The organism is Nonomuraea sp. NPDC026600, assembly GCF_040638335.1.
GTDB lineage: Bacteria > Actinomycetota > Actinomycetes > Streptosporangiales > Streptosporangiaceae > Nonomuraea.
In genome coordinates this window covers 1-20118 of sequence record NZ_JBEZYD010000010.1, presented here as the reverse complement: position 1 = coordinate 20118, position 20118 = coordinate 1, and the positions used below count along the sequence as shown (strand labels likewise).

At 64.0% G+C, this 20118-nt stretch carries 20 protein-coding genes and 1 pseudogene; 5 read left to right on the top strand and 16 right to left on the bottom strand.

Going from position 1 to position 20118, the window contains the following annotated elements; translation table 11 throughout:
• Nucleotides 1-41: 41 nt before the first annotated feature.
• The 3 genes from AB0F17_RS23565 to AB0F17_RS23555 all read right to left on the bottom strand — a co-directional run bounded on the left by AB0F17_RS23565 (nucleotide 42) and on the right by AB0F17_RS23555 (nucleotide 2256).
• Nucleotides 42-911 (bottom strand): FtsK/SpoIIIE domain-containing protein, encoded by an 870-nt coding sequence (locus AB0F17_RS23565; protein WP_358026262.1) that lies wholly within the window; start codon nucleotides 909-911, stop codon nucleotides 42-44.
• A 641-nt stretch (nucleotides 912-1552) separates the two neighbouring features.
• Nucleotides 1553-1867, bottom strand: a complete 315-nt coding sequence (locus AB0F17_RS23560) for a hypothetical protein (RefSeq protein WP_358026259.1) — start codon at nucleotides 1865-1867, stop codon at nucleotides 1553-1555.
• A complete protein-coding gene (locus AB0F17_RS23555; protein WP_358026256.1) occupies nucleotides 1864-2256 on the bottom strand; it encodes a plasmid replication, integration and excision activator in 393 nt (130 codons plus the stop codon). The genes AB0F17_RS23560 and AB0F17_RS23555 overlap by 4 nt, the downstream gene beginning before the upstream one ends.
• 132 nt (nucleotides 2257-2388) lie before the next feature.
• On the opposite strand from AB0F17_RS23555, the gene AB0F17_RS23550 reads away from it, so the two are divergent.
• Nucleotides 2389-3111: a GntR family transcriptional regulator gene (locus tag AB0F17_RS23550; protein ID WP_358026253.1), complete on the top strand. Its 723-nt coding sequence runs from the start codon at nucleotides 2389-2391 to the stop codon at nucleotides 3109-3111.
• A 212-nt stretch (nucleotides 3112-3323) separates the two neighbouring features.
• Here AB0F17_RS23550 and folP read toward each other — a convergent pair whose 3' ends face one another.
• Both folP and AB0F17_RS23540 read right to left on the bottom strand, forming a co-directional pair.
• Nucleotides 3324-4193, bottom strand: coding sequence for a dihydropteroate synthase (gene folP, locus AB0F17_RS23545; protein ID WP_358026250.1), 870 nt, complete (start codon nucleotides 4191-4193; stop codon nucleotides 3324-3326).
• Nucleotides 4194-4198: 5 nt separating this feature from the next.
• Nucleotides 4199-5284: a hypothetical protein gene (locus AB0F17_RS23540; protein WP_358026248.1), complete on the bottom strand. Its 1086-nt coding sequence runs from the start codon at nucleotides 5282-5284 to the stop codon at nucleotides 4199-4201.
• A gap of 660 nt (nucleotides 5285-5944) precedes the next feature.
• On the opposite strand from AB0F17_RS23540, the gene AB0F17_RS23535 reads away from it, so the two are divergent.
• Nucleotides 5945-6292, top strand: a complete 348-nt coding sequence (locus tag AB0F17_RS23535) for a hypothetical protein (protein WP_358026246.1) — start codon at nucleotides 5945-5947, stop codon at nucleotides 6290-6292.
• A gap of 166 nt (nucleotides 6293-6458) precedes the next feature.
• On the opposite strand, the gene AB0F17_RS23530 is transcribed toward AB0F17_RS23535, so the two are convergent.
• The 6 genes from AB0F17_RS23530 to AB0F17_RS23505 all read right to left on the bottom strand — a co-directional run bounded on the left by AB0F17_RS23530 (nucleotide 6459) and on the right by AB0F17_RS23505 (nucleotide 11286).
• Nucleotides 6459-7361, bottom strand: coding sequence for a hypothetical protein (locus AB0F17_RS23530; RefSeq protein WP_358026244.1), 903 nt, complete (start codon nucleotides 7359-7361; stop codon nucleotides 6459-6461).
• A gap of 61 nt (nucleotides 7362-7422) precedes the next feature.
• Complete coding sequence (locus tag AB0F17_RS23525; protein ID WP_358026242.1) at nucleotides 7423-7938, bottom strand: HAD family hydrolase; 516 nt, start codon at nucleotides 7936-7938, stop codon at nucleotides 7423-7425.
• Nucleotides 7939-8683: 745 nt separating this feature from the next.
• A complete protein-coding gene (locus AB0F17_RS23520; RefSeq protein WP_358026240.1) occupies nucleotides 8684-8932 on the bottom strand; it encodes a hypothetical protein in 249 nt (82 codons plus the stop codon).
• A gap of 113 nt (nucleotides 8933-9045) precedes the next feature.
• Complete coding sequence (locus AB0F17_RS23515; protein ID WP_358026237.1) at nucleotides 9046-9813, bottom strand: SAM-dependent methyltransferase; 768 nt, start codon at nucleotides 9811-9813, stop codon at nucleotides 9046-9048.
• Between the two features lie 115 nt (nucleotides 9814-9928).
• Entirely contained in the window at nucleotides 9929-10798 is an 870-nt protein-coding gene (locus AB0F17_RS23510; RefSeq protein WP_358026235.1) for a helix-turn-helix transcriptional regulator, read from the bottom strand.
• Nucleotides 10756-11286, bottom strand: coding sequence for a DUF6879 family protein (locus tag AB0F17_RS23505; protein ID WP_358026233.1), 531 nt, complete (start codon nucleotides 11284-11286; stop codon nucleotides 10756-10758). Before AB0F17_RS23505 ends, AB0F17_RS23510 begins: the two co-directional genes overlap by 43 nt.
• 1564 nt (nucleotides 11287-12850) lie before the next feature.
• On the opposite strand from AB0F17_RS23505, the gene AB0F17_RS23500 reads away from it, so the two are divergent.
• Nucleotides 12851-13486, top strand: coding sequence for a sigma-70 family RNA polymerase sigma factor (locus AB0F17_RS23500; RefSeq protein WP_357651164.1), 636 nt, complete (start codon nucleotides 12851-12853; stop codon nucleotides 13484-13486).
• A gap of 109 nt (nucleotides 13487-13595) precedes the next feature.
• Here the strand turns inward: AB0F17_RS23500 and AB0F17_RS23495 are convergent, their stop codons facing one another.
• Together AB0F17_RS23495 and AB0F17_RS23490 are read right to left on the bottom strand one after the other, a co-directional pair.
• Nucleotides 13596-13973: a DUF5319 domain-containing protein gene (locus AB0F17_RS23495; RefSeq protein ID WP_214633227.1), complete on the bottom strand. Its 378-nt coding sequence runs from the start codon at nucleotides 13971-13973 to the stop codon at nucleotides 13596-13598.
• A gap of 39 nt (nucleotides 13974-14012) precedes the next feature.
• On the bottom strand, nucleotides 14013-15029 hold the full coding sequence (locus tag AB0F17_RS23490) for a LuxR C-terminal-related transcriptional regulator (RefSeq protein ID WP_358026230.1): 1017 nt from the start codon (nucleotides 15027-15029) through the stop codon (nucleotides 14013-14015).
• A gap of 412 nt (nucleotides 15030-15441) precedes the next feature.
• Here AB0F17_RS23490 and guaB point away from each other — a divergent pair, with 412 nt between their 5' ends.
• The gene (gene guaB, locus AB0F17_RS23485; RefSeq protein WP_358026228.1) at nucleotides 15442-16923 is read left to right on the top strand and encodes an IMP dehydrogenase; all 1482 of its coding nucleotides are present in this window, start codon (nucleotides 15442-15444) and stop codon (nucleotides 16921-16923) included.
• A gap of 3 nt (nucleotides 16924-16926) precedes the next feature.
• Nucleotides 16927-18048 carry a GuaB3 family IMP dehydrogenase-related protein gene (locus AB0F17_RS23480; protein ID WP_358026226.1) on the top strand — a complete coding sequence of 374 codons (1122 nt, stop codon included), beginning with the start codon at nucleotides 16927-16929 and terminating at the stop codon, nucleotides 18046-18048.
• A gap of 138 nt (nucleotides 18049-18186) precedes the next feature.
• Here the strand turns inward: AB0F17_RS23480 and AB0F17_RS23475 are convergent, their stop codons facing one another.
• The 3 genes and pseudogenes from AB0F17_RS23475 to AB0F17_RS23465 form a co-directional block, all read right to left on the bottom strand.
• Nucleotides 18187-19104 carry a hypothetical protein gene (locus AB0F17_RS23475; protein ID WP_358026224.1) on the bottom strand — a complete coding sequence of 306 codons (918 nt, stop codon included), beginning with the start codon at nucleotides 19102-19104 and terminating at the stop codon, nucleotides 18187-18189.
• On the bottom strand, nucleotides 19101-19646 hold the full coding sequence (locus tag AB0F17_RS23470) for a sigma-70 family RNA polymerase sigma factor (RefSeq protein WP_358026222.1): 546 nt from the start codon (nucleotides 19644-19646) through the stop codon (nucleotides 19101-19103). The genes AB0F17_RS23475 and AB0F17_RS23470 overlap by 4 nt, the downstream gene beginning before the upstream one ends.
• Before the next feature lie 169 nt (nucleotides 19647-19815).
• A pseudogene (locus AB0F17_RS23465) lies at nucleotides 19816-19959 on the bottom strand (IS5/IS1182 family transposase); the annotation flags it as partial.
• Between the last annotated feature and the right edge of the window lie 159 nt (nucleotides 19960-20118).

Here is a 20118-nt window from a genome sequence, read left to right as displayed (position 1 = left end):
CGTGCCGCATTCGGCGCACCGCAGACCGCTTAGCCGCTCTTTCACTTGCCGCCGTCCCTGAGGTAGATCGCTGCCATCTCTCGGATGTCGGCATCCGAGACGTACGCCGCCCGAACGCGCATGGGCTCGGGTGATCCCTCTAGCCGCACGTATCCGATGCCCGCGCCCTCTTCCGGGATCTCTGAGATTTCGTCCGCCAGTGCCCCGCGCTCTCTCGCGCCCTCTCCCAGGACCATGTCCACCTGTTCTGACTCGTCCAGTCGCAGCGCGATCTTGTCCGGGAACAGGTTCCGGATGTTCAGCACCTCCTTGCGGGGATCTTGTAGTGCCGCCACCACGCCCACGCCCACCGCACGCCCCTGCGTGGTCAGCGTCGCGAGCGCCGCCATGATCCGTTGCCGTAAGTTCCTGTCCGGCTGGTAGGCCGTCAGGAACGCCACCTCATCCACGATCACCAGGACGAACGGATCATCTGTCGTGGCCACGTGGGAGCGCCGTTTCCCCGCATACCGGGCGGCCCGCTCCTGCATCACTTCCACGGCCCGCTCTAGCAGCTCCGCGCAGTCCTCCGGCTTCGCCGCGTACCGGTCTCCAAACAGACCGCGCCCGAAAGACAGCTCCATCAGCTTGGGGTCCAGCCCATACGCCACCACCAGGCCAGCCCGCATCCCAGGCAGCAGCCCGCGAACGATGCCCCACAGGTAGGACCCCTTCCCCGCCCCCGTTGCGCCCGCAATCAGCAGGTGTGTGCCATGCACGCGCAGCTTGTACGGTGTGCCGTCCTCCTGTAGGCCGATCTCCACCGGCCCGACCGTGGCTCTGCGGGGGATCGGTACTGCTCTCAGCGGTGTGATCAAGGGATCTCGTCTCAGCATCGTGATTTTCAGCCGTCCGCCCTTGAGCACCGCCACCCGGCACCCCAGCCCCCCGAACGCCTGAGTAAGGTTCGGGGTTCTCTCGCCCCAGCTCTGCGCCGCTTGTCCTCGCAGCATGCGCACCGTCAGCGTGTCCGCCCACGAGGACGAGCGCACTCGCACCAGCCGAGGAGCGAAAAGCCGTCCCTTGATCGTGCCCGTCAGTCCAGCTATCGCCATGACTGAGTGCCAGCGTGGCCGGTAGATCCACACCAGTCGCCACCAGGCGACGAGTGGCCAGCCCACCCAGCGAGCCCATAACCGTGGCGCGAGTATCCACCACAGGCCGACCTCCGCCAGAGTCGCCGCAGTGACGAAACCGGCTTCTTGCCAGTCGTAGTGCCACCACAGTGCCGCCGTCCCGCCTGTGAGTCCCACCGCTATGGGGTGGCGCACGACGAGCCGGATTACTCCCGCGATCAGCCGGTATCCCCAGATCGCCAGCGTGACGATTGCTGGAGTCCTGACGACGGTTGGCCGGAAAACGATGCTTGTCTCTGGCGTGGTCGTGACGAGCCCCGCCGTTTCGCCTGGCAGGCGTCGGAACACTTAGTCGCTCAGTCCTTTCTTGGCTAGGTGATCATGTCTTGTGCGACTAAGGGGGAGGCTGACCACTCGCCAGCCTCCCCGGCGTTCGTCTACGCCTCGTTGACGACCTCAGCGGCGTTCGTCTGCCGCTTGTACGCCAGCTTCACCAGGTCTCTGTACCTCTTGGCCGCCCGCAGGATCCGTTCGGCCGTCTCCACGTCTGCCAGCGAGACGGGACCGCCGCCCGTGGTCGAGACCGTGACTTCCGCGTTCCGCGTGCCCAGGTACAGGTACGGTCGGAACTCTTCGGCTACCACTCCCGCCGACGCCCTCAACCTTGCGTCGTAGAAGCTCACCCCGTACGAGCAACCGCCCTTGTCAGTGCTCGCGATGTACGTGTACGGCGCGTTCTGTGCCTGCATCACGAGGCACTCCCGCTAGCCGTCGCCGTCCCCGTCCCCGTGGTGGTGCGGACCGGCCGCAGCCCTTTCGCCCGGTAGGCGTAGGCCAGCCGTCCGGTTCCCTGGTGCACGTACGGCGTAACCGCGATCTGGTCGAACGCGACCGGCACGAACGGCATCCCCGGGGGGAACGCCGGAGTTTGCGGTTCCTCGTTGCCCACCATCTTGATCGCGACCGTCTTTTGGGCGGCCTTGACCTTGGGATCGCCGTCCATGACCGCGACCTGCCACACCAGTTCATTGGTGTTCTTGTCGCGCGACTGCACGAAGCGCTCCTTCGTGGACTTCTCGAAGTCCCTCACCGGCTCCACCTCGCCCACGAGGTAACACCCGTGTGGGAACACCGTCTCCATGTGCACCGGGATAGGCCCAGATAAGGCCAACGTCGCTCCTCTTGTCTACCTGCCTCCACGAACTTCGTGGTGTTAGGAGGTTAACCCACTAAGTGGGGTTAGTGGTAGAATTCATGCTCAGGAGGTATGACTGTGACAGGGCGCACACCCGCATACGTTGAGATCTCGGACCGCATCGCCGCTCAGATCCACCGTGGAGAGCTGCGCCCCGGGGACCAGGTCCCCGGGGAACGGGAGATCACAGAGCAGCACCGCGTCTCACAAAACGTGGCCCGAGCTGCGATCAGCAGGCTTCGCAGCCAAGGCTTGATCGTCAGTCGGCAAGGCAAGGGCAGTTTCGTCGCCGAGCAGCCCGAGCCCATCGTGAGTCTCCGCGATGGGCGCGATCTCCGGCCCGAAGGCGACGACCGCCTACTCTCTGCGCACGTTTCGGACGTGGTTGTTCCTTTCCACGTCGCTAAGACTCTCGGTCTTTCTAGCGACGACCACGTGACTCAAATCCTTTACCGCTGGACCGTCAATGACGAAGTCGTTGAAACGTCCGAGTATTACGAGCCGCTTGCCATTCCAGGGCACGCTACCGCCCGTCCCGCTCCGAAAGGCTCATCCTTTGACCACGACGTAATAGCGCGGTTCGCACGCGCAGGAGTTCAGGTAACCGACGTGGAGGAGACGACCAGTGCGCGAATGCCGACGTCGGAGGAGGCTCACCTGATGAGTGTCCGTCCAGGCGTTCCCGTAATTGAGATTCAGCGTATCCACTACGCTAACAAAACGCCTCTTGCTCTAACTCACAGTGTGCTTCGCGCGGACCGCATCATTCTCCACACGAGTCAGCAAATTTCTCAAAGCTGACCACCGCCGCGTCATCTCGCCTTTTAAGGCTCTTTGGGGAACCCCCGGGTTGGGCGCCGCACTGCGTGCCGTTGGCCCGCTCGACTCGCCAAGCCCACGCACCGGCCGCGCGCCTCAGAAAAATGTCCGCCAAGCCGCCGGCCTAACTCGCTTAACGCTCGCCCTTCGGATGCTACGCATTAGGCGGGCGGCTTGGCTCCCATCGCACAGATTTACGCCAAACCGAGCAGTGATTCCGCCGCCCTCATCGCAGCGACATTCCCTGCAACGTCATGGACCCGCACGACCCTCGCGCCCCCGTAAACGCACATCGTGTTCGCCGCGATCGTTCCTACTTTCAGTGCTTCGCTATCTCGCTCTACTCCGAGGCTTTCCCGGATGAAATGCTTATTGCTGCATGCCACGAGCACCGGATATCCAATCGCCGCGATCTCCCCCAAACGGCGAGTTATCGTGTTTGAGTGCTCAGTGGTCTTGTTCAGGTCGTGCCCTGGATCGATAAAGATTTTCTCCGGTTTGATGCCATGCCCAACCGCGGCGTCCGCCCGTTGACGAAGGAATTCCGTCACCTCGCTGATGACATCGTCATAGTGGGGAGTCGCTACTACCTCCCCCGGCCCGCCGATGCTGTGTGTAATGACAACGCTCATCCCCGTTTCGGCTATAAGGCTCGCCATCCCCGGCGCCCTGAGCCCGTTCGTGTCATTGATCACGTCGGCGCCCGCTTTGTAAGCCGCCTCCGCGACCTCCGGCAGGTGGGTGTCCACGCTGATCACAGCGTCGCTCTTCTCCCGAATGCCTTTGATTACGGGCACCACTCGGTCTATCTCTTCCGCCACCGACAACGGTGGCTGATCAGAGCGGAACGCCCGACCCCCTACATCAAGCCATTCCGCGCCATCCCGTAGTGCCCGCTCCGCCGTCGCAATCGCCTCGCCAACGTCCATCGACCGATTCGGATCTAGGCCCGAGTTTGGCGTACGATTAACAATTCCCATCACGACTATGTGCCGCGCTAGGTCGAATTCTCGCGTCCCCACTCTCCGTGTCGGCGCAATGAGCTTGGGGTAGTACACCTGCATGACGTTCAGCTCCGTCTAAAATGAATGATCCAGCGCAGCACCATGAAGAAGCTGATGGATCCCAGTCCAATTAAGACTACGTTTGTTACCGCCTGCTGCCAGCTCGCCGTTTGAAGAAAGGTCGAGCCGCCTGCTACCAAGAATCCGACCAGAGCCATGAAAAGGCCCAGAATTTCCACCATCCTGAGCTGTCCATCGGACAAAGCTCTTTCCGCTTCTTGGATCCGCGAAATTGCTTCCTTTGCTGTTTCTTCTACCACCTCCCCGACTAGTCTCTTAGCCGTCTCCTCGAAGTCCATCTTGGTGACTATTATCTGCCACTCTCTGACATAATCCGCGTGTACTAGGTTGTTATCCGGCCCTACCAGATCCATTGCCTGATAGATGTCATCTAGCGCCCGCTCGTAGTCACCTAGCCGTGAATATGCTCGCGCCCGCCTGAAGTAGAGGACCGCATTTCCCTCGCCGAGGGTGATCATCCTATCTGCCAGCTCAAGCAATAGCGCCGCCTGATTAGGCACCTGTTGGGCCATCCAGATTGCCGTGAGGCTAACGTGGCGCGACACTTTATCCACGTCGTCCATCTCAATGGACCGCTTATAGATGCTTAGAGCGTCGGGCAGTCGAAGCCCGCAAGCGGCGAAAGCGCCGAACGCACAAATCAGCGCATCGTCATATTCTCTCCGCCATTCCTCCGCGCAATGGAAGAGTTCCCGGAATCGGAAATCGAAGCGGAGTCGCTGACCGCGTACGTAGACGAGCACCAGCCCGAAGACATCTTTGTCAATGTCGTCGTCCGGTCTCAGATCCCTTTCCGGTATGGCTTCGCCAGCCTCACGGCTAATCCACGCGATGTCTGACGTGACGTTTCTGATCTCCGCCACCGTAAGCCGTTCGCTCTTCCCTACCCGGGCTAGCTCGCTAATCCAGGGAAACCCCTCTTCCCCTACCAGCCAACGAACGTGTTCTACCAGGATCCTGACTCGTTCCGATTTGCGCCCTTCGCCCAAAACGCGCGATAGGTCTTGCCCGAAACGTCCCTTTCTGGACCCCGGCACTTCATTGCTCGCCTCAGCCGCCACGTCACTCACGGTCGTTCTCCCAGCGCAGTCAGGTACCGTCCGTGGATCTCCACCACCATAACTTCCACATCGACCTTGAGCGACCTTCTCGCGCACCTGCTGAACGACGCGCCCGCCTCATTGCCGAATTTCCCTTATGGGTATCAAGGCGGCGGCTACGCCGCCGCGCCCGCGCGGCCCGCCCCGCGCGAGCATGCGGCCTGGAGGCCGGTCTCGCACGGGGGACCCGCGCGGGCACGAGCCGCAAGCCTCCCCAGGACCCAACCGTCCCCGCCGACAGTGGCCAGCGAGTCACACCCGTCTCACCCGTTCGGCCGCACCGTCGCCGGCCGAACTCGCTCAACGCTCGCCCTTCGGGTGCCTACGGCATTCCGCTGGCCACGGTGCTGTGTCCGCATGAGGGTTCCGAGCCACTCTCCGCCCTCAGACGCGGCCTCATCGCCCCGTCTCCACCGGCGCCTCCCGCAGCTCACCTACGCCGAGCAATGGCACCGAGTTGGCGAAACAAAACGGGAAAGAAATACATGTTCTCTAGAGAGATAAACATATCCGACGGCCGATTGATGCCCTAGCGGCATCTCTTGAAAAAAATTCAAAAACTTTGAACCCCTCCGCCGCTTGCGTGCGTACGGCTTGTCATTCCATCCCCTCCGAGACAGGGAGAAGTTCATGTTTCGTTCAATCAGCGCCGTTTGCATTGCCATTCCGGCCGCTCTCGCGATCCTCGCACCGGCTGCGGCGAACGCGCAGTCCTCCACCTCGCAAGCCGCCGCAGCCTGCCGCACCATCCAGGTAACCGGAGGGAAAGTCGCCATTCGCGAATTCCCGTTCACGAACGGGGAAATCCTCGCTACGGTCCCGCACGGGACCCTCCTCACGTCATGTGGATTCCTGCGCGGCAACGGCTCGAACGGCTACGAAATCAAGTGTGGCAGTGGCGGCCACGATTGGTACGCCGTCCGCTCACGGACCGGTGTCACCGGTCACGTCCCCGCCACCTGTGTGCGCGTGATCTAGCCCCGCTAAAAACGCAAAGAGCGGATGGCCGGTAATGGCCATCCGCCCTTTAGCATGTCAACTTCGGCGACTTATTCGCGCCCCTATGAATCGAGCCGACGTTCTCTCCCGACCTTTGCGTCCTTCATGTTCCCCGCTTTCAAGTTCGTCGAACGCCCGCTTGCCCTTATGCGGCCAAACGGTCGAGGTCCATCGTGTCCTCCACCAGTGCGTGATCACCCGCCCGATTGATGGCGCCCTCATGGTGCACCCGGTAACGGTTGGGGACGACGGCTGCCGCTAGTCCCGGCGAGTACAGGATGTGATCGATCCTCGCCCCCTGCCCGTCGTCGATATGCCCGAGGACTGTGGGTGTGAAGTCCTTCGCCAGCGCTCCAGCGTTGACGAACTCTGACTCCGCGAGCACCTGCAACGCCCGCCGATCGGAAAGCCACCGCTGACCAGTGGGGTGCATGCCAGGCGGCAGGGTCTTGTGATGGCGCTTGTGAGGCGGCCGTACCTCCCAATCTGGCTCGAACTCGGCCTCACCTGGCCAAAGGCCATTGCAGTCACCCGCCAGCAGGCTCAGGCCAGCGGCATGCCCGGTCAGCTTCAATGCCTGGCTCAAGCGCTCATCACCGCTCCAGTACGGCCAATGCAGGCTCTTGATCTTCAGCGGACCCTTGAGCGACCACTTCAGCCCCTCGACCACCACATGCAGGAAACCGGCCTGGTCATGGAAGAGGTCCGGAGCCCCGTTGACGTAATGCCGCACCGGCCGGATGCGCGGCCAGCGCAGCACGACGACTTCCCCAAGACAGCTATCCCCCTGCTTGGGAGGGCTATGAAACGCCCGCAGCGCGCCACGCCAATTGGTGAACGGGCTCAGCAGTTCTTCCACCTCGAACAACAGGCGGGAGCCATCCACCGCCCCCTGCCACACCTCTTGCATGATCAGAATATCCACGTCCGGAACCGCGCTGATCACGCCTGGTAGCAGATGCAGCCGCTCGAAGAGGCGACTTGCCTGATCGAAACCGAACGTCTCGAAGTTCCAGGTTGCAATCTTGAGAAGGCCATCGGACGACATCGAGTCACCTCCGAACGGGTTAACCGACGAAACGCGAGATTCGAGGCTATGCACTAGAGCGTCAAGAAACGTGCCTGGCCAGTAGTCCAGGCAGGGCAGCGACATCGCTCACCGTCACCGCACCCTGGGGCAACTCTTCGGTGGGCAGCAACCCGTTAGGACGGATCAGCACGGCCCCAAGACCACACGCAAGGGGCGCCTCTACGTCATTGATCAGGTGATCGCCAACGCACAACACCCGATCACGCGGGCATCCGGCAGCAGCGGCCACGAGGTCATAGAACCGCTTCTCTGGCTTGGCTACGCCTAGCGGGTATGACAGCAGCGCGGCACTGAACAGCGTGTGCACGTTGGCTTTCTGGAGTGCTGGCCACCGGGTTTCTCCCGGCAGGGTGTTACTCGCCAGCAGCAGGCGTACGCCCGCTCGGTGTAGGGCGCGCAAGGCGCCTATGACGGTCGAGTCCACCGGCCGTTGCCCAAGCTCGTGATCGATACGACCGCGCGCCAGAGTGCCGCCGTAGTCGAACGCGATGGCGCCGACGCTCGCGCCGGTGCCAGGCATCGTGTATTCGTTCAAGGTGTGATCTCCTCCGAAGATGCGGACGCCGACACACCACGTCTGTCGCCGCCCTGCCGAACAGGGAACTCAAGCTCTCTGGGCGAGCCTTGCAACGGTGTGGTGTCGGTGGGCGGAGCAGGACGGCCCGACGCAGCGAGGCGGAACCTCACTCCCAAGGCGCCTACGGATGCCAGCAGGCACGAGCGCTTCCCAGGCTTCCAGGTATTTCAGGCAGACCAGACCCGCGAGCCCCACGGCGCCCAGCAGGGCCAAGCCGAACCGGTCCTCTTCCATGGATTGCCGTCGTGCTTTGCATCCCTTGCACATCAGCGCTGGATCACCGTTATGCAGGCGTGCGTCCCGCCTGAGTACTAACCAGACGCCGACGAAACCCCACGCTGGCATGATCAATGAAACGACATTGATCTCTAACATACGAACGGCCTCCTTCCTGATCATCGCGTTCTCGAAGGCTCCGCAGCGCGGCGGCGGACCTTTCGACGCCAACGCCGCCGCGCTGCTACCTGACGGCTGCGCTTCCGTCAGGCGAGAGAGGCCGAGGACCACGCGAGCCAACACAACGTGGCCCCCGGCCAGCGGCCCTATCCCGGAGTACAGGGCCGCATCCGGCAGCAGCGGGGGCGCGAAACTGCCGGAGGTGGAAGGCCCCGCACTGGGCACGCCAGCGACCAGTGCGGGACCAAGCCCCAACCCGTCGCATAGAGTCATTGGGATGACGGCGGGTTAAGGCAGCTCTTTGGTGTCAGCCGCCGGTAGAGACGGCGTTCTCGCCGGGCACGCGCAACTTTGGCGACGCGACCAGTGCCCCGTGCAGCTCCCAGTACCGATCAACGATCCGGCGCACCGCCGTGTCCGTGGCGATACCGGCGCACTGGGCAAACTTTCTGTCTCCCGTGTCAGTGTTAGTGTCCGTCCACCAGCGGTAACGCCAGCCAAAAGTCTGGTCCCACTCACACCACACGGGCAGGCCGACCGCCCACAGCCCGACCAACGCCACTCCCTTAACCTCGGAGACCGTGGCGACGATCCGACGACACTCCAACTGCCGAGCTAGTTCGCATGCCATCTGGCCAGCCGGAGAGGTAGTCAGTTCACCTGTCGCGTTCATGACTTCCTCGCCACGCCGCCCAGGACAAAGACCTTCTCGGCGTCCTCGTCCGCGTATAGATCGTCCTCGGGACGCCACAGCGGCACCGGCACCAAACCTGGACGTATGAGCCCCAACTTGGGATATGTGAAAAACCGCTGAATCTGCTCCTTGGAGCGCATCACTGCCGGAGCGTTCGCCGTGGCATACGCGCCAGCCGCCGCCGTGGTCTGCGGCGTGCTCAAGCCATGCGAGAGCACCAAGAAGCTACCCGGAGCTGTTGCGTCCATAACCGTCTTCACGATCTTGTACGGGTCATCCTCATCCTCGATGAAGTGCAGTGACGCCACGTAGAGGACGACCACCGGCATGGAGAAATCCAGGTGGGAGGAGCTGGCTTCCAAGACCTTCTCTGTGTTGCGCAGATCTTCCTGTACCACGACGGTGCGGTGATCGGTCGCCAGTAGCGCCCGCGCATGAGAGCACACAAGTGGGCTCACGTCTGTGTATACGACACGGGCATGGGGGATCAGGCTTTGGGCGACCTCATGCACATTGCCCATGCTGGGAAGGCCGGTACCGAAATCGAGATACTGATCTATCCCTTGCACCCCAGCCAGATAGCGTACGGTCCGCCCGAGAAAGCTCCGGTTATGGATCGCGGCCAACTGAGCGTCCGGGTATGCCAGAAGGACCTCTAGGGCCGCCGCCTGATCTACCGCAAAGTTGTCCTTACCACTGAGGAACCAGTCGTAGATGCGCGCCACATTGGGCGTGTTGGGCACCGACAGGTTGGGTACTAGACCCCCGCTTGGAGATCCTGCGGTGGCCTCTCGGCCAGCACCATTGCTCATACGGAGAGGCTAGGAGCGCGCAAACGCTGCACTCAATGAAATTGCGCTAAATTGCGCCGATAGCTTCTCTGATCAGTTCTCTCGCGGGCTCACCGCGCAAGGACGACTGTTGCAGTCGGTCGAAGATCTCCGCGTACACAGCGACTTCGGCAGGTTGTGTGATCGTCAGTTGAGCTGTCCTAGTCTCCACCATTACCTGCCTGGAGTCGTAGATCCAGAACCCCTCTGACCACCATGCCAGCCTCTCAGCGCCCCTCGGAATGATCCCAAGACTCACATTGGACAACGCGGACAGGTTCATCAGCTTGTCCAACTGGCCAAGCATCACGCCACGGTCGCCAACCTTGGTTCGTAGTGCCTGCTCCTCGATTACCGCGACGAACCGCTTGGCTCCCCTATAGAGGACATCTTGGCGAGCCACGCGCGCGTCTGCTGCCGCCTCATGATCAGTGAGCCCCAGTCGTGTGCCCGCTGTCTTCAGGACTTCTTGCGCGTAGTCGCGTGTCTGAAAGATCCCAGGAACCAGACCGGGTTCGTAGATGCGAAAACTGGTCGCATCGCGCCAGATGACCGCAAAGACTTCCTGGAACCGCTTCAGGCTCGCTACATTTCGCCGCAGCTCCGAGTACATCTGATCCACGTTGCGCAGCGCTGCGGTCAGGCTCTCCAACTCGCCAGACGGAGCATCGCAATGCTTGCACCACGCCCGCAGATCGCTCTCGCTCACCTTCTGTAGTCCGCGTTCGATCCTGCTCACCTTGGAGGGCTGCCACCCTGCGAGGCTCGCCAGACCATTGCCTAGAAGCCCGGCGTCCGTCCTCAGCGCCCGTAGACGCAAGCCGAGCGCCTGCCTAGCCTTCTCGGCCGGGCTGGTCACAGTGGACAGTAGGCCCGATGCGTGATTGCTTTCGCCCATACCTTCTCAAACGCCGTGCTACACAGGTCTACCAAGTCTGATTCGGTTGACACCTCATTGTCTATGAGTCTGCCGTCTCCGTCGAAAATATTGACCACCAACGTTCGCCCGTCGAACAGCCAGAAGTCGTTCGCTGGAAGCCCGATCGCCCCCACTCTCTGCCGGGTCAGCCAGCGGATCTCTTCCCCCGCTTCGATACTGAGTTCCGACCCGTGCCACTCCCAACGGACGTAGTCACTGACGGGCTCTGAGACGATCCTGGCGCGTCGCATGGCCTTGCCTGCTGTGACAGCCTGACGTACCAAGGAGAGCCATTCCTTCCGCCTCTCTGCTTCCTGCTCCCGACCTCTGGGTCTACCTGCCAGGAAGTCCCCATAGCTCTCTTGCTCTGCTGCCATGGTGTAGACGTCTCGCATCTCAAGGTGCAGGGCTTCCCGCTCAAAACCCTCTAGCAAGGCTGCCCAGCCGGCCGAAGTCAGAAGTGCCATAGCATCTGATCATCTGGACGCAACCCCACGAGGTCAAGCGCAGATACCCGACGTTACAAGCCTTGACGTCCCCACTTGGCCACGAACACGATTACGGGATCAACAGCGCCATCCCCAAGGAGGACAGGGCATGCCGTTCCACTCAACTGACGCCTTCCCACCTCCAGGACCACCGTTGATAGACACTGTCCAGACTGACGACATCCGATGGGGCAGCTACCGCGTGTCATGTCCGCGGTGCGGTGCCTCTCACGGGTGGACGCTCCACATCGAGCGAGCGTCAGAGTGGGCCCTAGGCGAGTACGCGTGGGGGATCTGCGCCGAGGGTCATCGTGTTGACCATCCCCTCATCTATCCCGAGATGGTGCAGACACTGATCGACTGGTCCATAGCATCCACCGAGCCGCTAGACGAGGTACTACGACGTATCCAGTGGCAACCGCATCAAGCTCACTGTTCCAGCTCGGACTGGTCCGACGAGCCGTCCATAGTGATCTACCGGCCGTGGACGCTCAGCCGGACCGCCATCGAGTACTGGACAACGGCTTGGCCCGACCTTCTAGCCTCTGCGGGAGTGTCGGACGACCTCTAAGCCCAAGACCCGACGCAAAGGCGAAAGATTCTTTTGGGAAACCCCTCGGGCTAACCGCCGCCATGCGCGCCTACGGCCCGCTGGACTCACCGTAGACCCGGCATCGGAGCACGACGGGGGTCACCGAATCGTTTCGGAGCCAACTTCATGGGGACCCCTCCAAGATCACCAAAGGGGGGCCGGGAGGGAGATACGGGGTGGGGGCGCTGCCCCTCCCCGATTAGCGGACGATTGTAATGCCCCCCTTTGGTGATCTTGCCCCATGAAGTCAGCGCCACCGCAACGATTCGTCAACCCCCTCCCCGCCGCTCCAGGGGCAGGCCCCCGACCTGGGGAAGGCCGCCACGATCCGGCCCGCGTATGGCCCACAAACCGTGAGCTACAGTGAGACTCTGTTGGACTCTATGAGACAGCCAAGTCTCGCGCTCTCCCTTTTTCCCCAGGTCACGGCATAGAACAACCCCCGACCAGGGCGGTAACGACGTCTCGCCACCGCCCCCGGAAGGCCGATGGTTATCCAGGGGCACGCTCCTCCGGTGGAGGTGGCTGAGCGCCGTGACGCGCGCACAGTGGGCCACGGCCATCCCCTTCTTGCTCGGTTGCCGTCCCCTCGCTTCCTCGGGCGCTGAGGCCCCGCGCGTGGCGTACTCCGGGCCGCTCTCACGGGTCGCCGACGTTGGCCCAACCCCCGGCACCGGGTATGGCATATGACATACGCTCAATCCAGGCAGGCTGCTGGAGAGGTGTCCGAACGATGATGAAGTGGGAAAAGTCCTTTATTCGGGTAAACCTGATGTGTGCCGTAAACGTCTAGCCGCCTGGCAATTTCTGCACATTTCGGGTTATGGGATGAAATATTCTTCCGCAATAAAGGCTTAGTGTCGTCGTTTGATTACTGCCCGTTATCGTCTCGTCAATGTGACCAATCCGTAGCCGTTCGCGATGACGACAGGCCCGATCAGTGCGGGCATCATGCCTATCGTGAGCGAGGGAAGCGTCGCCGACGCCAAAATTGGGGTAAGGCTCGCGTCGAGACTTCCGGCACGGACGGATGACTCCGACCTAAGGGAACTGACGAGCCTCGCCGTGCAGGGAGATCGCACTGCGATCGAATCCCTGCTGGGCGAGTTGCGTCCGATGGTGGTGCGCTATTGTCGCGCCAGGCTGGGCAGGGTTTCAGGGCAATATCACATTGCCGATGACGTAGCCCAGGAGGTGTGCATCGCGGTCCTGTCCGCGCTGCCGCGATACCGAGACATGGGGCGGCCTTTCGCCTCCTTCGTCTTCGGTATCGCCTCGCATAAGGTGGCCGATGCGTTGCGGAGTTCGGTCCGCTCGGCCGTACCGACTCAGGATCTACCGGACGGGCCCGACGATGGACCGGGGCCCGAGGAGACGGTAGTCCGTTACATCGAGGTGGAGTACGCCCGCAGGCTGCTCGCCAGGCTGCCCGACAACCAGCGTGAGTTGCTGCTGTTGCGAGTGGTGTCGGGGTTGTCAGCGGAGGAGACCGGTAATGTACTCGGTATGTCACCAGGTGCGGTCCGCGTCGCCCAGCATCGAGCGCTGGCGAGGCTGCGGCAGATGGCCGAACTGGAGTCGGCTTGACGCCGGAGGAGCAGACTGACGCGCTCCTCGACGTGCTAGCCCGCGGCGAGCTGCCTGATTCGCGCGATCCGGCCGCACGGCTGCTCGCCGTGCTGCTGGACGACGTGGATCAGCGGCGCTCCTCGGTGTCGATGACACCGTCGACATAGCCTCTGGCGTACTCCCAGGTCACGTAGTCGGCCGGGTCGGGAAGAAAGGCCGGCTCGTGCATCTGGGGCTGGCCCTTGTCGATCATCTGGCGCAGATTGCCGCGCAGCAGCTCCCAGTCGAAGAAGTGCTGCTCGCCGCATTCCGGGCAGTCGAGCACGAGTCCCAGCACTCCTTGTTGCTCTAACAAGGAGCGAAAGACCTCGACGTCGGCCAAGTCGGTAATGGCCTCGTCGCGCTCGCTCGCGGTCAGCGGTTCGGCGTCGTCGAGCTCGCCCATCGCTGAGGAAGGGTCGTTCGGGTCGTCCGCGAACGGGTCGCGGGGGACGTCTTCCAGCACCTTCCCACCATATGACCGATGCGGCCGGCGCGGTGGCTATTAGCTCAGCCAGCCACGCCGCGCGGCCTCCACACCTGCGTGAAAGCGTGATTGCGCGCCGAGCTGAACCATGGCGTCGGCGAACCTGGCCCGTACCGTGCGCACCGAGACGCCGAGCTGGCGGGCGATCGAGTCGTCGCACATGCCCTGCGCCGCGAGCCGGAGCACCTGCACCACGCCCTCGCCCCGGCGACCCCAGGGCAGGGGTACGGCCCGGCCCCACAGCTCCTCGAAGAGCGATCGGAGCACGCCGACGACGATCGGCGTTCGTACCAAGTAGAAGTTGTAAGCGTGATCCGGCAGGTTGCCGCCCCATAAAGCGGGCAGGCCGGCGGCGTCGGAACCGGCGGTCATGAACCAGCTCGGCACCCGGTCCAGCGTTCGGACCGTTCCGCCGGTCGCCAGCAGCCTGGTCAGCTGGTCGCGTACGCCGGGCAGGGTCAGCGTGGAGACCGGGATGATGGCCCGCACGTTCAGGAGTTTCCGCTGCTGTGCATCGATCCAAGGATCGGCAAATTTTCGTACAAAGTCTGCCATGGTGCGCTCGTCGGGGATCGCGGTGAGCAGCCGCATCGGCCGGGACTGGGACTGCACCGCCATGCCCACCACGCTCTCGTAGAGCACGTCGGCCCCGCTCACCATCTCGACCCGGAACGCACCGTTCTGGTAGTCGTGCCCCACGTCGTAGTCGCGGATCAGCCCCCGGATCGAGCCCAGCGCGGAGTCGATGCGCCTGCTCTCCTCGGCCAGCCGGTCGAGGCGCTCGGCGATCAGCCGGCCGAGCGCGGCGGCGGGGTGCCTGGCCAGGTACTCGCCCGACTGCTCGTCGATCACACCAAGCCTGACCAGGTCGTCGAGCTGCCTGCTCACCTTGTCCACGGGGCCGTCCATGGCCTCGGCCAGCTCGGTACGCGTGGTCCTGTGCAGGCGCAGCACCGCCGTGTACAGCGCGGTCTGAGCCGGGTCGAGGCCCAGCGTCTCCAAGGGATCGGGCAGGGTGTGGGACTCGGTGCGCATATAAGGGGCTCCGTAGGGAGGACACGGGCGTGTCGTGAGAATAACTCGGCGATACGTCCTTGTCCGCTCCTTGCGTTGGACTCCCTGGTCACATGTGCAACTTCGTGCAATTGCACGTTTTCACATTGCGGTGTGCCGATGAGTAACGCAGGCTTAACCCAGCGTCGGCATCCACTTGAGCTGGCAGCGCTGGCCATCAGGACGCGGAGGGGGGTTCGGTGGCGCTTTACGCGCTTCCGCCCGGATGCCGGTGGCCGGAGGATGGGGCGGATCACCGACCGCCCCATCCCTCGGCACTTTTGGATGCCGGGGGTACGACGGGCCGTGGGGGCCATCGTGCTCCCGGTCTCAAGACGTTTTGCACGTAGGCCCTAGACTTGCCTGCATCAGCATCGGCAGGAGGGGCCGCAGCATGTCCAAGTTCACCGAGACAGGTCTGACCTTCGACGACGTGTTGCTCGTCCCGAGCTACTCAGATCTGCAACCCGGTGACGCGGATACCGGGTCGCGTCTCTCCCGTGGGATCAGACTGTCGATCCCGCTGGTCTCCGCCGCGATGGACACCGTCACCGAGGCCCGCATGGCCGTCGCGATGGCCCGCCAGGGCGGCATCGGCATCCTGCACCGCAACCTGTCGGCAGAAGAGCAGGCCCAGCAGGTGGACCTGGTCAAACGGTCCGAGGCCGGGATGGTCACCAACCCGGTGACCTGCACTCCCGACCACACCCTGGCCGACGTGGAGCGGCTGTGCGCGACGTACCGGATCTCCGGGGTGCCCGTCACGGACGTCTCCGGCGTACTCGTCGGCATCGTGACCAACCGCGACATGCGCTTCGAGACCGACCAGTCGCGCCCCGTGCGCGAGGTCATGACCCAGATGCCGCTGGTCACCGCTCCGGTGGGGGTGTCGCGTGACGACGCGTTCGCGCTGCTCCGGCGCAACAAGATCGAGAAGCTGCCCCTGGTCGACCCCGACGGCAAGCTGCGCGGCCTGATCACGGTCAAGGACTTCACCAAGAGCGAGCAGTACCCACTGGCCACCAAGGACGCCGACGGCCGCCTGGTCGTCGGCGCCGCGGTGGGTGTCGGCGGCGACGCGGAGCTGCGGGCCAAGGCGCTGATCGAGGCGGGCGTCGACGTGGTCGTGGTCGACGTCGCGCACGGCCACTCCAAGGGCCTCGCCGAGATGATCGCCAAGGTCAAGGCCAACAGCAAGGTCGACGTCATCGGCGGCAACATCGCGACGAGGGCGGGTGCCCAGATGCTCGTCGACGCGGGCGTCGACGCGGTCAAGGTCGGTGTGGGCCCCGGCTCCATCTGCACCACCCGCGTCGTGGCCGGGGTGGGCGCGCCGCAGGTCACCGCCATCTACCAGGCGTCGCTGGCGTGCGGGCCGGCCGGCGTGCCGGTCATCGGCGACGGCGGCCTGCAGTACTCCGGCGACATCGTCAAGGCCATCGCCGCCGGCGCCGACACGGTCATGCTCGGCTCACTGCTCGCCGGCTGCGAGGAGTCGCCCGGTGAGCTGATCTTCATCAACGGCAAGCAGTTCAAGTCGTACCGCGGCATGGGTTCGCTCGGCGCGGTCCGCAACCGCGAGCGCGGCGGCATGTCCTTCAGCAAGGACCGCTACGCCCAGGCCGACGTCGGCGGCGACGACAAGTACATCCCCGAAGGCATCGAAGGCCAGGTCCCCTTCCGGGGCCCGGTCGCGGCCGTGGCCCACCAGCTGATCGGCGGACTGCGCCAGGGCATGTGGTACGCCGGCTGCCGCACGATCAGCCAGATGCACACCGACTGTGAGCTCATGCCGATCACGGCGGCGGGTCTCACGGAGAGCCATCCCCACGACATTCAGATGACCGTGGAAGCCCCGAACTATCACAGAAGGTAAGAAATGACTCAGCAGGTGGAGATCGGCCGGGGCAAGACCGGTCGCCGGGCCTACGCGCTCGACGAGATCGGCCTCGTACCCTCCCGGCGCACTCGTGACCCGGAGGAGGTCTCGATCGCCTGGCAGATCGACGCCTACCGGTTCGAACTGCCCGTGGTCGTCGCGCCCATGGACAGCGTGGTCTCGCCCGCCACCGCGATCGAGATCGGCCGGCTCGGCGGCCTGGCGCCGCTCGACCTCGAAGGCCTCTGGACCCGCTACGACGACCCGTCGCCGCTGCTGGAGGAGTGCGCCTCGCTCGACTCCGAGGCCGCGACCAAGCGGCTGCAGGAGATCTACGCGGCGCCGATCAAGGAAGAGCTGATCGGGCAGCGGATCTCGGAGATCCGGGAGTCCGGCGTGACCACGGCCGTCCGCCTGTCTCCGCAGCGTACGGTGCAGTATCACAAGGCCGTCATCGACGCGGGCGTCGACATCTTCGTCATCCGCGGCACCACGGTCTCGGCCGAGCACGTCTCGGGCCGGGCCGAGCCGCTGAACCTCAAGCAGTTCATCTACGAGCTCGACGTGCCGGTCATCGTGGGCGGCTGCGCCACCTACACGGCCGCCCTGCACCTCATGCGTACCGGCGCGGCGGGCGTCCTGGTGGGCTTCGGCGGCGGCGCCTCCCACACCACCCGCAACGTGCTGGGCGTGGCCGTGCCGATGGCCACGGCGATCTCCGACGTCGCGGCCGCCCGCCGCGACTACATGGACGAGTCGGGCGGACGCTACGTGCACGTGATCGCCGACGGCGGCATGGGCACCTCGGGCGACATCGCCAAGGCCATCGCCTGCGGCGCCGACGCGGTCATGGTCGGCTCCCCGCTCGCCCGCGCCACCGAGGCGCCCGGCCACGGCTTCCACTGGGGCTCGGAGGCGCACCACCCGGACCTGCCTCGCGGGCGGCGGGTGGCTTTCGGCACGGTGGGCAGCTTGGAGCAGATCCTGCACGGGCCGTCCAGCGTGGCTGATGGGTCGATGAATCTGATGGGGGCGTTGAAGCGGGTGATGGCTTCGACGGGTTATTCGGACATCAAGGAGTTCCAGCGCGTCGAGGTGGTCGTCGCTCCTACCCAGCGCTAAGCCGTTTGGCGCGGACCCGGGGTCAGCCAGCGTCGGTCCGCACCCAATTCGGCCATTCTCCGGCTGATGACTCTTCCAGAGGCCGAGCCAGAACGCCCCTATCGAGCGGCCCCCGGTTGGCGGGCCGCTCGACTCTGCTCAGTCCTGCTCGTATTCGAGGGCGGGATTGCGCTCGGGGGTTACCTGCAGACGGACCACACCGACGCGCACCGACGCGACTTTGTAGACGATCCATTTGGCGCCGACCTGATCCGCCGCCAGCGGCTTGAGTTCGTACCCGCCTTCATGGACGGCGACGAGGTTGAAGTCGGCGGTCAAGCCGCGCTTCCGTACCTCGGCCAGCACATCACCGACGGTCCGGCCGCTCACCTTGGCCCCGGCCAGTTGCTCTCCGGCACGAGTGGCCGACTGCCATTCGTTGGTGTAGGACTCGCCTGGCTTGGCCGGTCGGCCCAACTCGAACTGCATCACGTCGGAGGTGCCCTTGATCGCTGCTGGGACGGTCACCACCATGAAGCAGCCGCTGTCGGTCAAATCGCAGTCTGCCGGTTCCCGGTTGGCTCCGAAGGGCACATTCTCAATCGCCGAGCGCATAGTCCCGCCCATTCTCACGATCTTGCCCACCGCTGTCGGCGAGACGGGGATCACGTTGAGCTCGACGTTGAGGCCAAGAGCCCGGAACGCCTCGGAGAATCTCCGCTGATCCGCATATGGGTCCTTGATCCGGGCGACATAGGTGTCCGCCTCTTCCCGGATCTCCACTGCGGAGTTGGCGTAGGAGATCGCGGTACCGCCGCCGTGTCCCAGCAGGCTCGGTCCGAGGACGACGCCGAGGGCGAGGACGACGGAGGCGGCGAGTCCGAGCAGCGTGCGACGAGCCCAGTGCCGGTCGCGCAGGCGTCGCGAGGGCTCCGACGGCGTCGGCTGCCGCTCCTGGGCGATGATGTCCGTGAACAACGCTTGTGCGCGGGTGCCGCCGGCACGTCCGCCCGGTTCGTCGGTCCCGATCCGGGCTAGCGGCCTCAGCAGCTCGTTGATCTCATCAATGTCCTTCATAGTGCTCTCCCGGCGGGAACGATGGCGGTGGTTGGCGTGAATCGGACATCGGCTTCGTCGAGGGCAAGGGAAAAGCGTTTGCGGGCCCGGTACAGCCGGATGCGTACGGCATTGCGGGAGAGCCCCAGCATCGTGGCGATCTCTTTGCGGTCCAGGCCCTCCCACGCGACCAGCGAGAGGAGCTCGCGGTCGTCGTCGGAAAGCGTTCTGAACACCTGGGCGATCGCGTTCAGCTCGACGTTGTGGTCAGCGGGATCGCCATAGAGGTCGGCCATCTCCGCGTCGAGCTCCCGGTGACGTGCCTGGTGTCGGAGCGTGCTGCGGCGGTGGTCGGCCAGCACGTTGCGCGCCACTCCGTACACCCAGAGCCTGGCCTCCGCGCCTGGAGGTAATTCGTCCATCTTGCGCCAGACAATGGTGAAGGTCTCGGCGACCACGTCGGCTGCGTCCTGCGGGGAGTCGCAGCGACGTCCGGCGTAGGCGATGATCTGGTCGTAGGTCGCCCTATAGACGGCTTCGAACCTGTCGGTGTCATCTGGCACGGGCGGTTCCCATCGTGACGTCCTCCACTCGATACGGGATGCGAACGCCCTCTTCATTGGTCGATGAGGCCTCACCATTTCGTCCCAAAACAAAAAATCTTGACTACGGGCTGTCGTCTCGGTGGCCGGTGGTCTCAAACGCTGAGAGAGGTTTCTGGCCTTGCTCGGCGGCCACGTGTATCTTCGTGGTCAACCCGCCCCGGGTTCGGCCGAGCCCATGGTCGGCTGACTCGGCGTAGATTTCACCGGGTTTCCCCCTTTTTCGCCCCCCTTTGCGCACCTCGACTGCGTGCTGGTGCGCCCGGGCGATCGTGAATCCACCGGCGGGTCCCAGTTGATCAACCCGGCCGCGTCCGCGTGTTCCCGCAGGTCGTGTGCCACGAACGCTGAAGGAGGCGTTGATGTAAGAGCTTCTGGAAGCGGTGCTGTGCAAGAGATGGAGGTAGGTCCTCCGGGATCGCCCTGCAGGGGG

Bases quoted from the DNA above. Each gene is read 5' to 3' on its own strand.
- AB0F17_RS23480 (WP_358026226.1), top strand. From the start codon at position 16,927: ATGACTCAGCAGGTGGAGATCGGCCGGGGCAAGACCGGTCGCCGGGCC.
- AB0F17_RS23500 (WP_357651164.1), top strand. From the start codon at position 12,851: ATGCCTATCGTGAGCGAGGGAAGCGTCGCCGACGCCAAAATTGGGGTA.
- AB0F17_RS23530 (WP_358026244.1), bottom strand. From the start codon at position 7,361: ATGTCGTCCGATGGCCTTCTCAAGATTGCAACCTGGAACTTCGAGACG.
- AB0F17_RS23475 (WP_358026224.1), bottom strand. From the start codon at position 19,104: ATGAAGGACATTGATGAGATCAACGAGCTGCTGAGGCCGCTAGCCCGG.
- folP (WP_358026250.1), bottom strand. From the start codon at position 4,193: ATGCAGGTGTACTACCCCAAGCTCATTGCGCCGACACGGAGAGTGGGG.
- AB0F17_RS23535 (WP_358026246.1), top strand. From the start codon at position 5,945: ATGTTTCGTTCAATCAGCGCCGTTTGCATTGCCATTCCGGCCGCTCTC.
- AB0F17_RS23505 (WP_358026233.1), bottom strand. From the start codon at position 11,286: ATGGCACTTCTGACTTCGGCCGGCTGGGCAGCCTTGCTAGAGGGTTTT.
- guaB (WP_358026228.1), top strand. From the start codon at position 15,442: ATGTCCAAGTTCACCGAGACAGGTCTGACCTTCGACGACGTGTTGCTC.
- AB0F17_RS23490 (WP_358026230.1), bottom strand. From the start codon at position 15,029: ATGCGCACCGAGTCCCACACCCTGCCCGATCCCTTGGAGACGCTGGGC.
- AB0F17_RS23510 (WP_358026235.1), bottom strand. From the start codon at position 10,798: ATGGGCGAAAGCAATCACGCATCGGGCCTACTGTCCACTGTGACCAGC.
- AB0F17_RS23555 (WP_358026256.1), bottom strand. From the start codon at position 2,256: ATGGAGACGGTGTTCCCACACGGGTGTTACCTCGTGGGCGAGGTGGAG.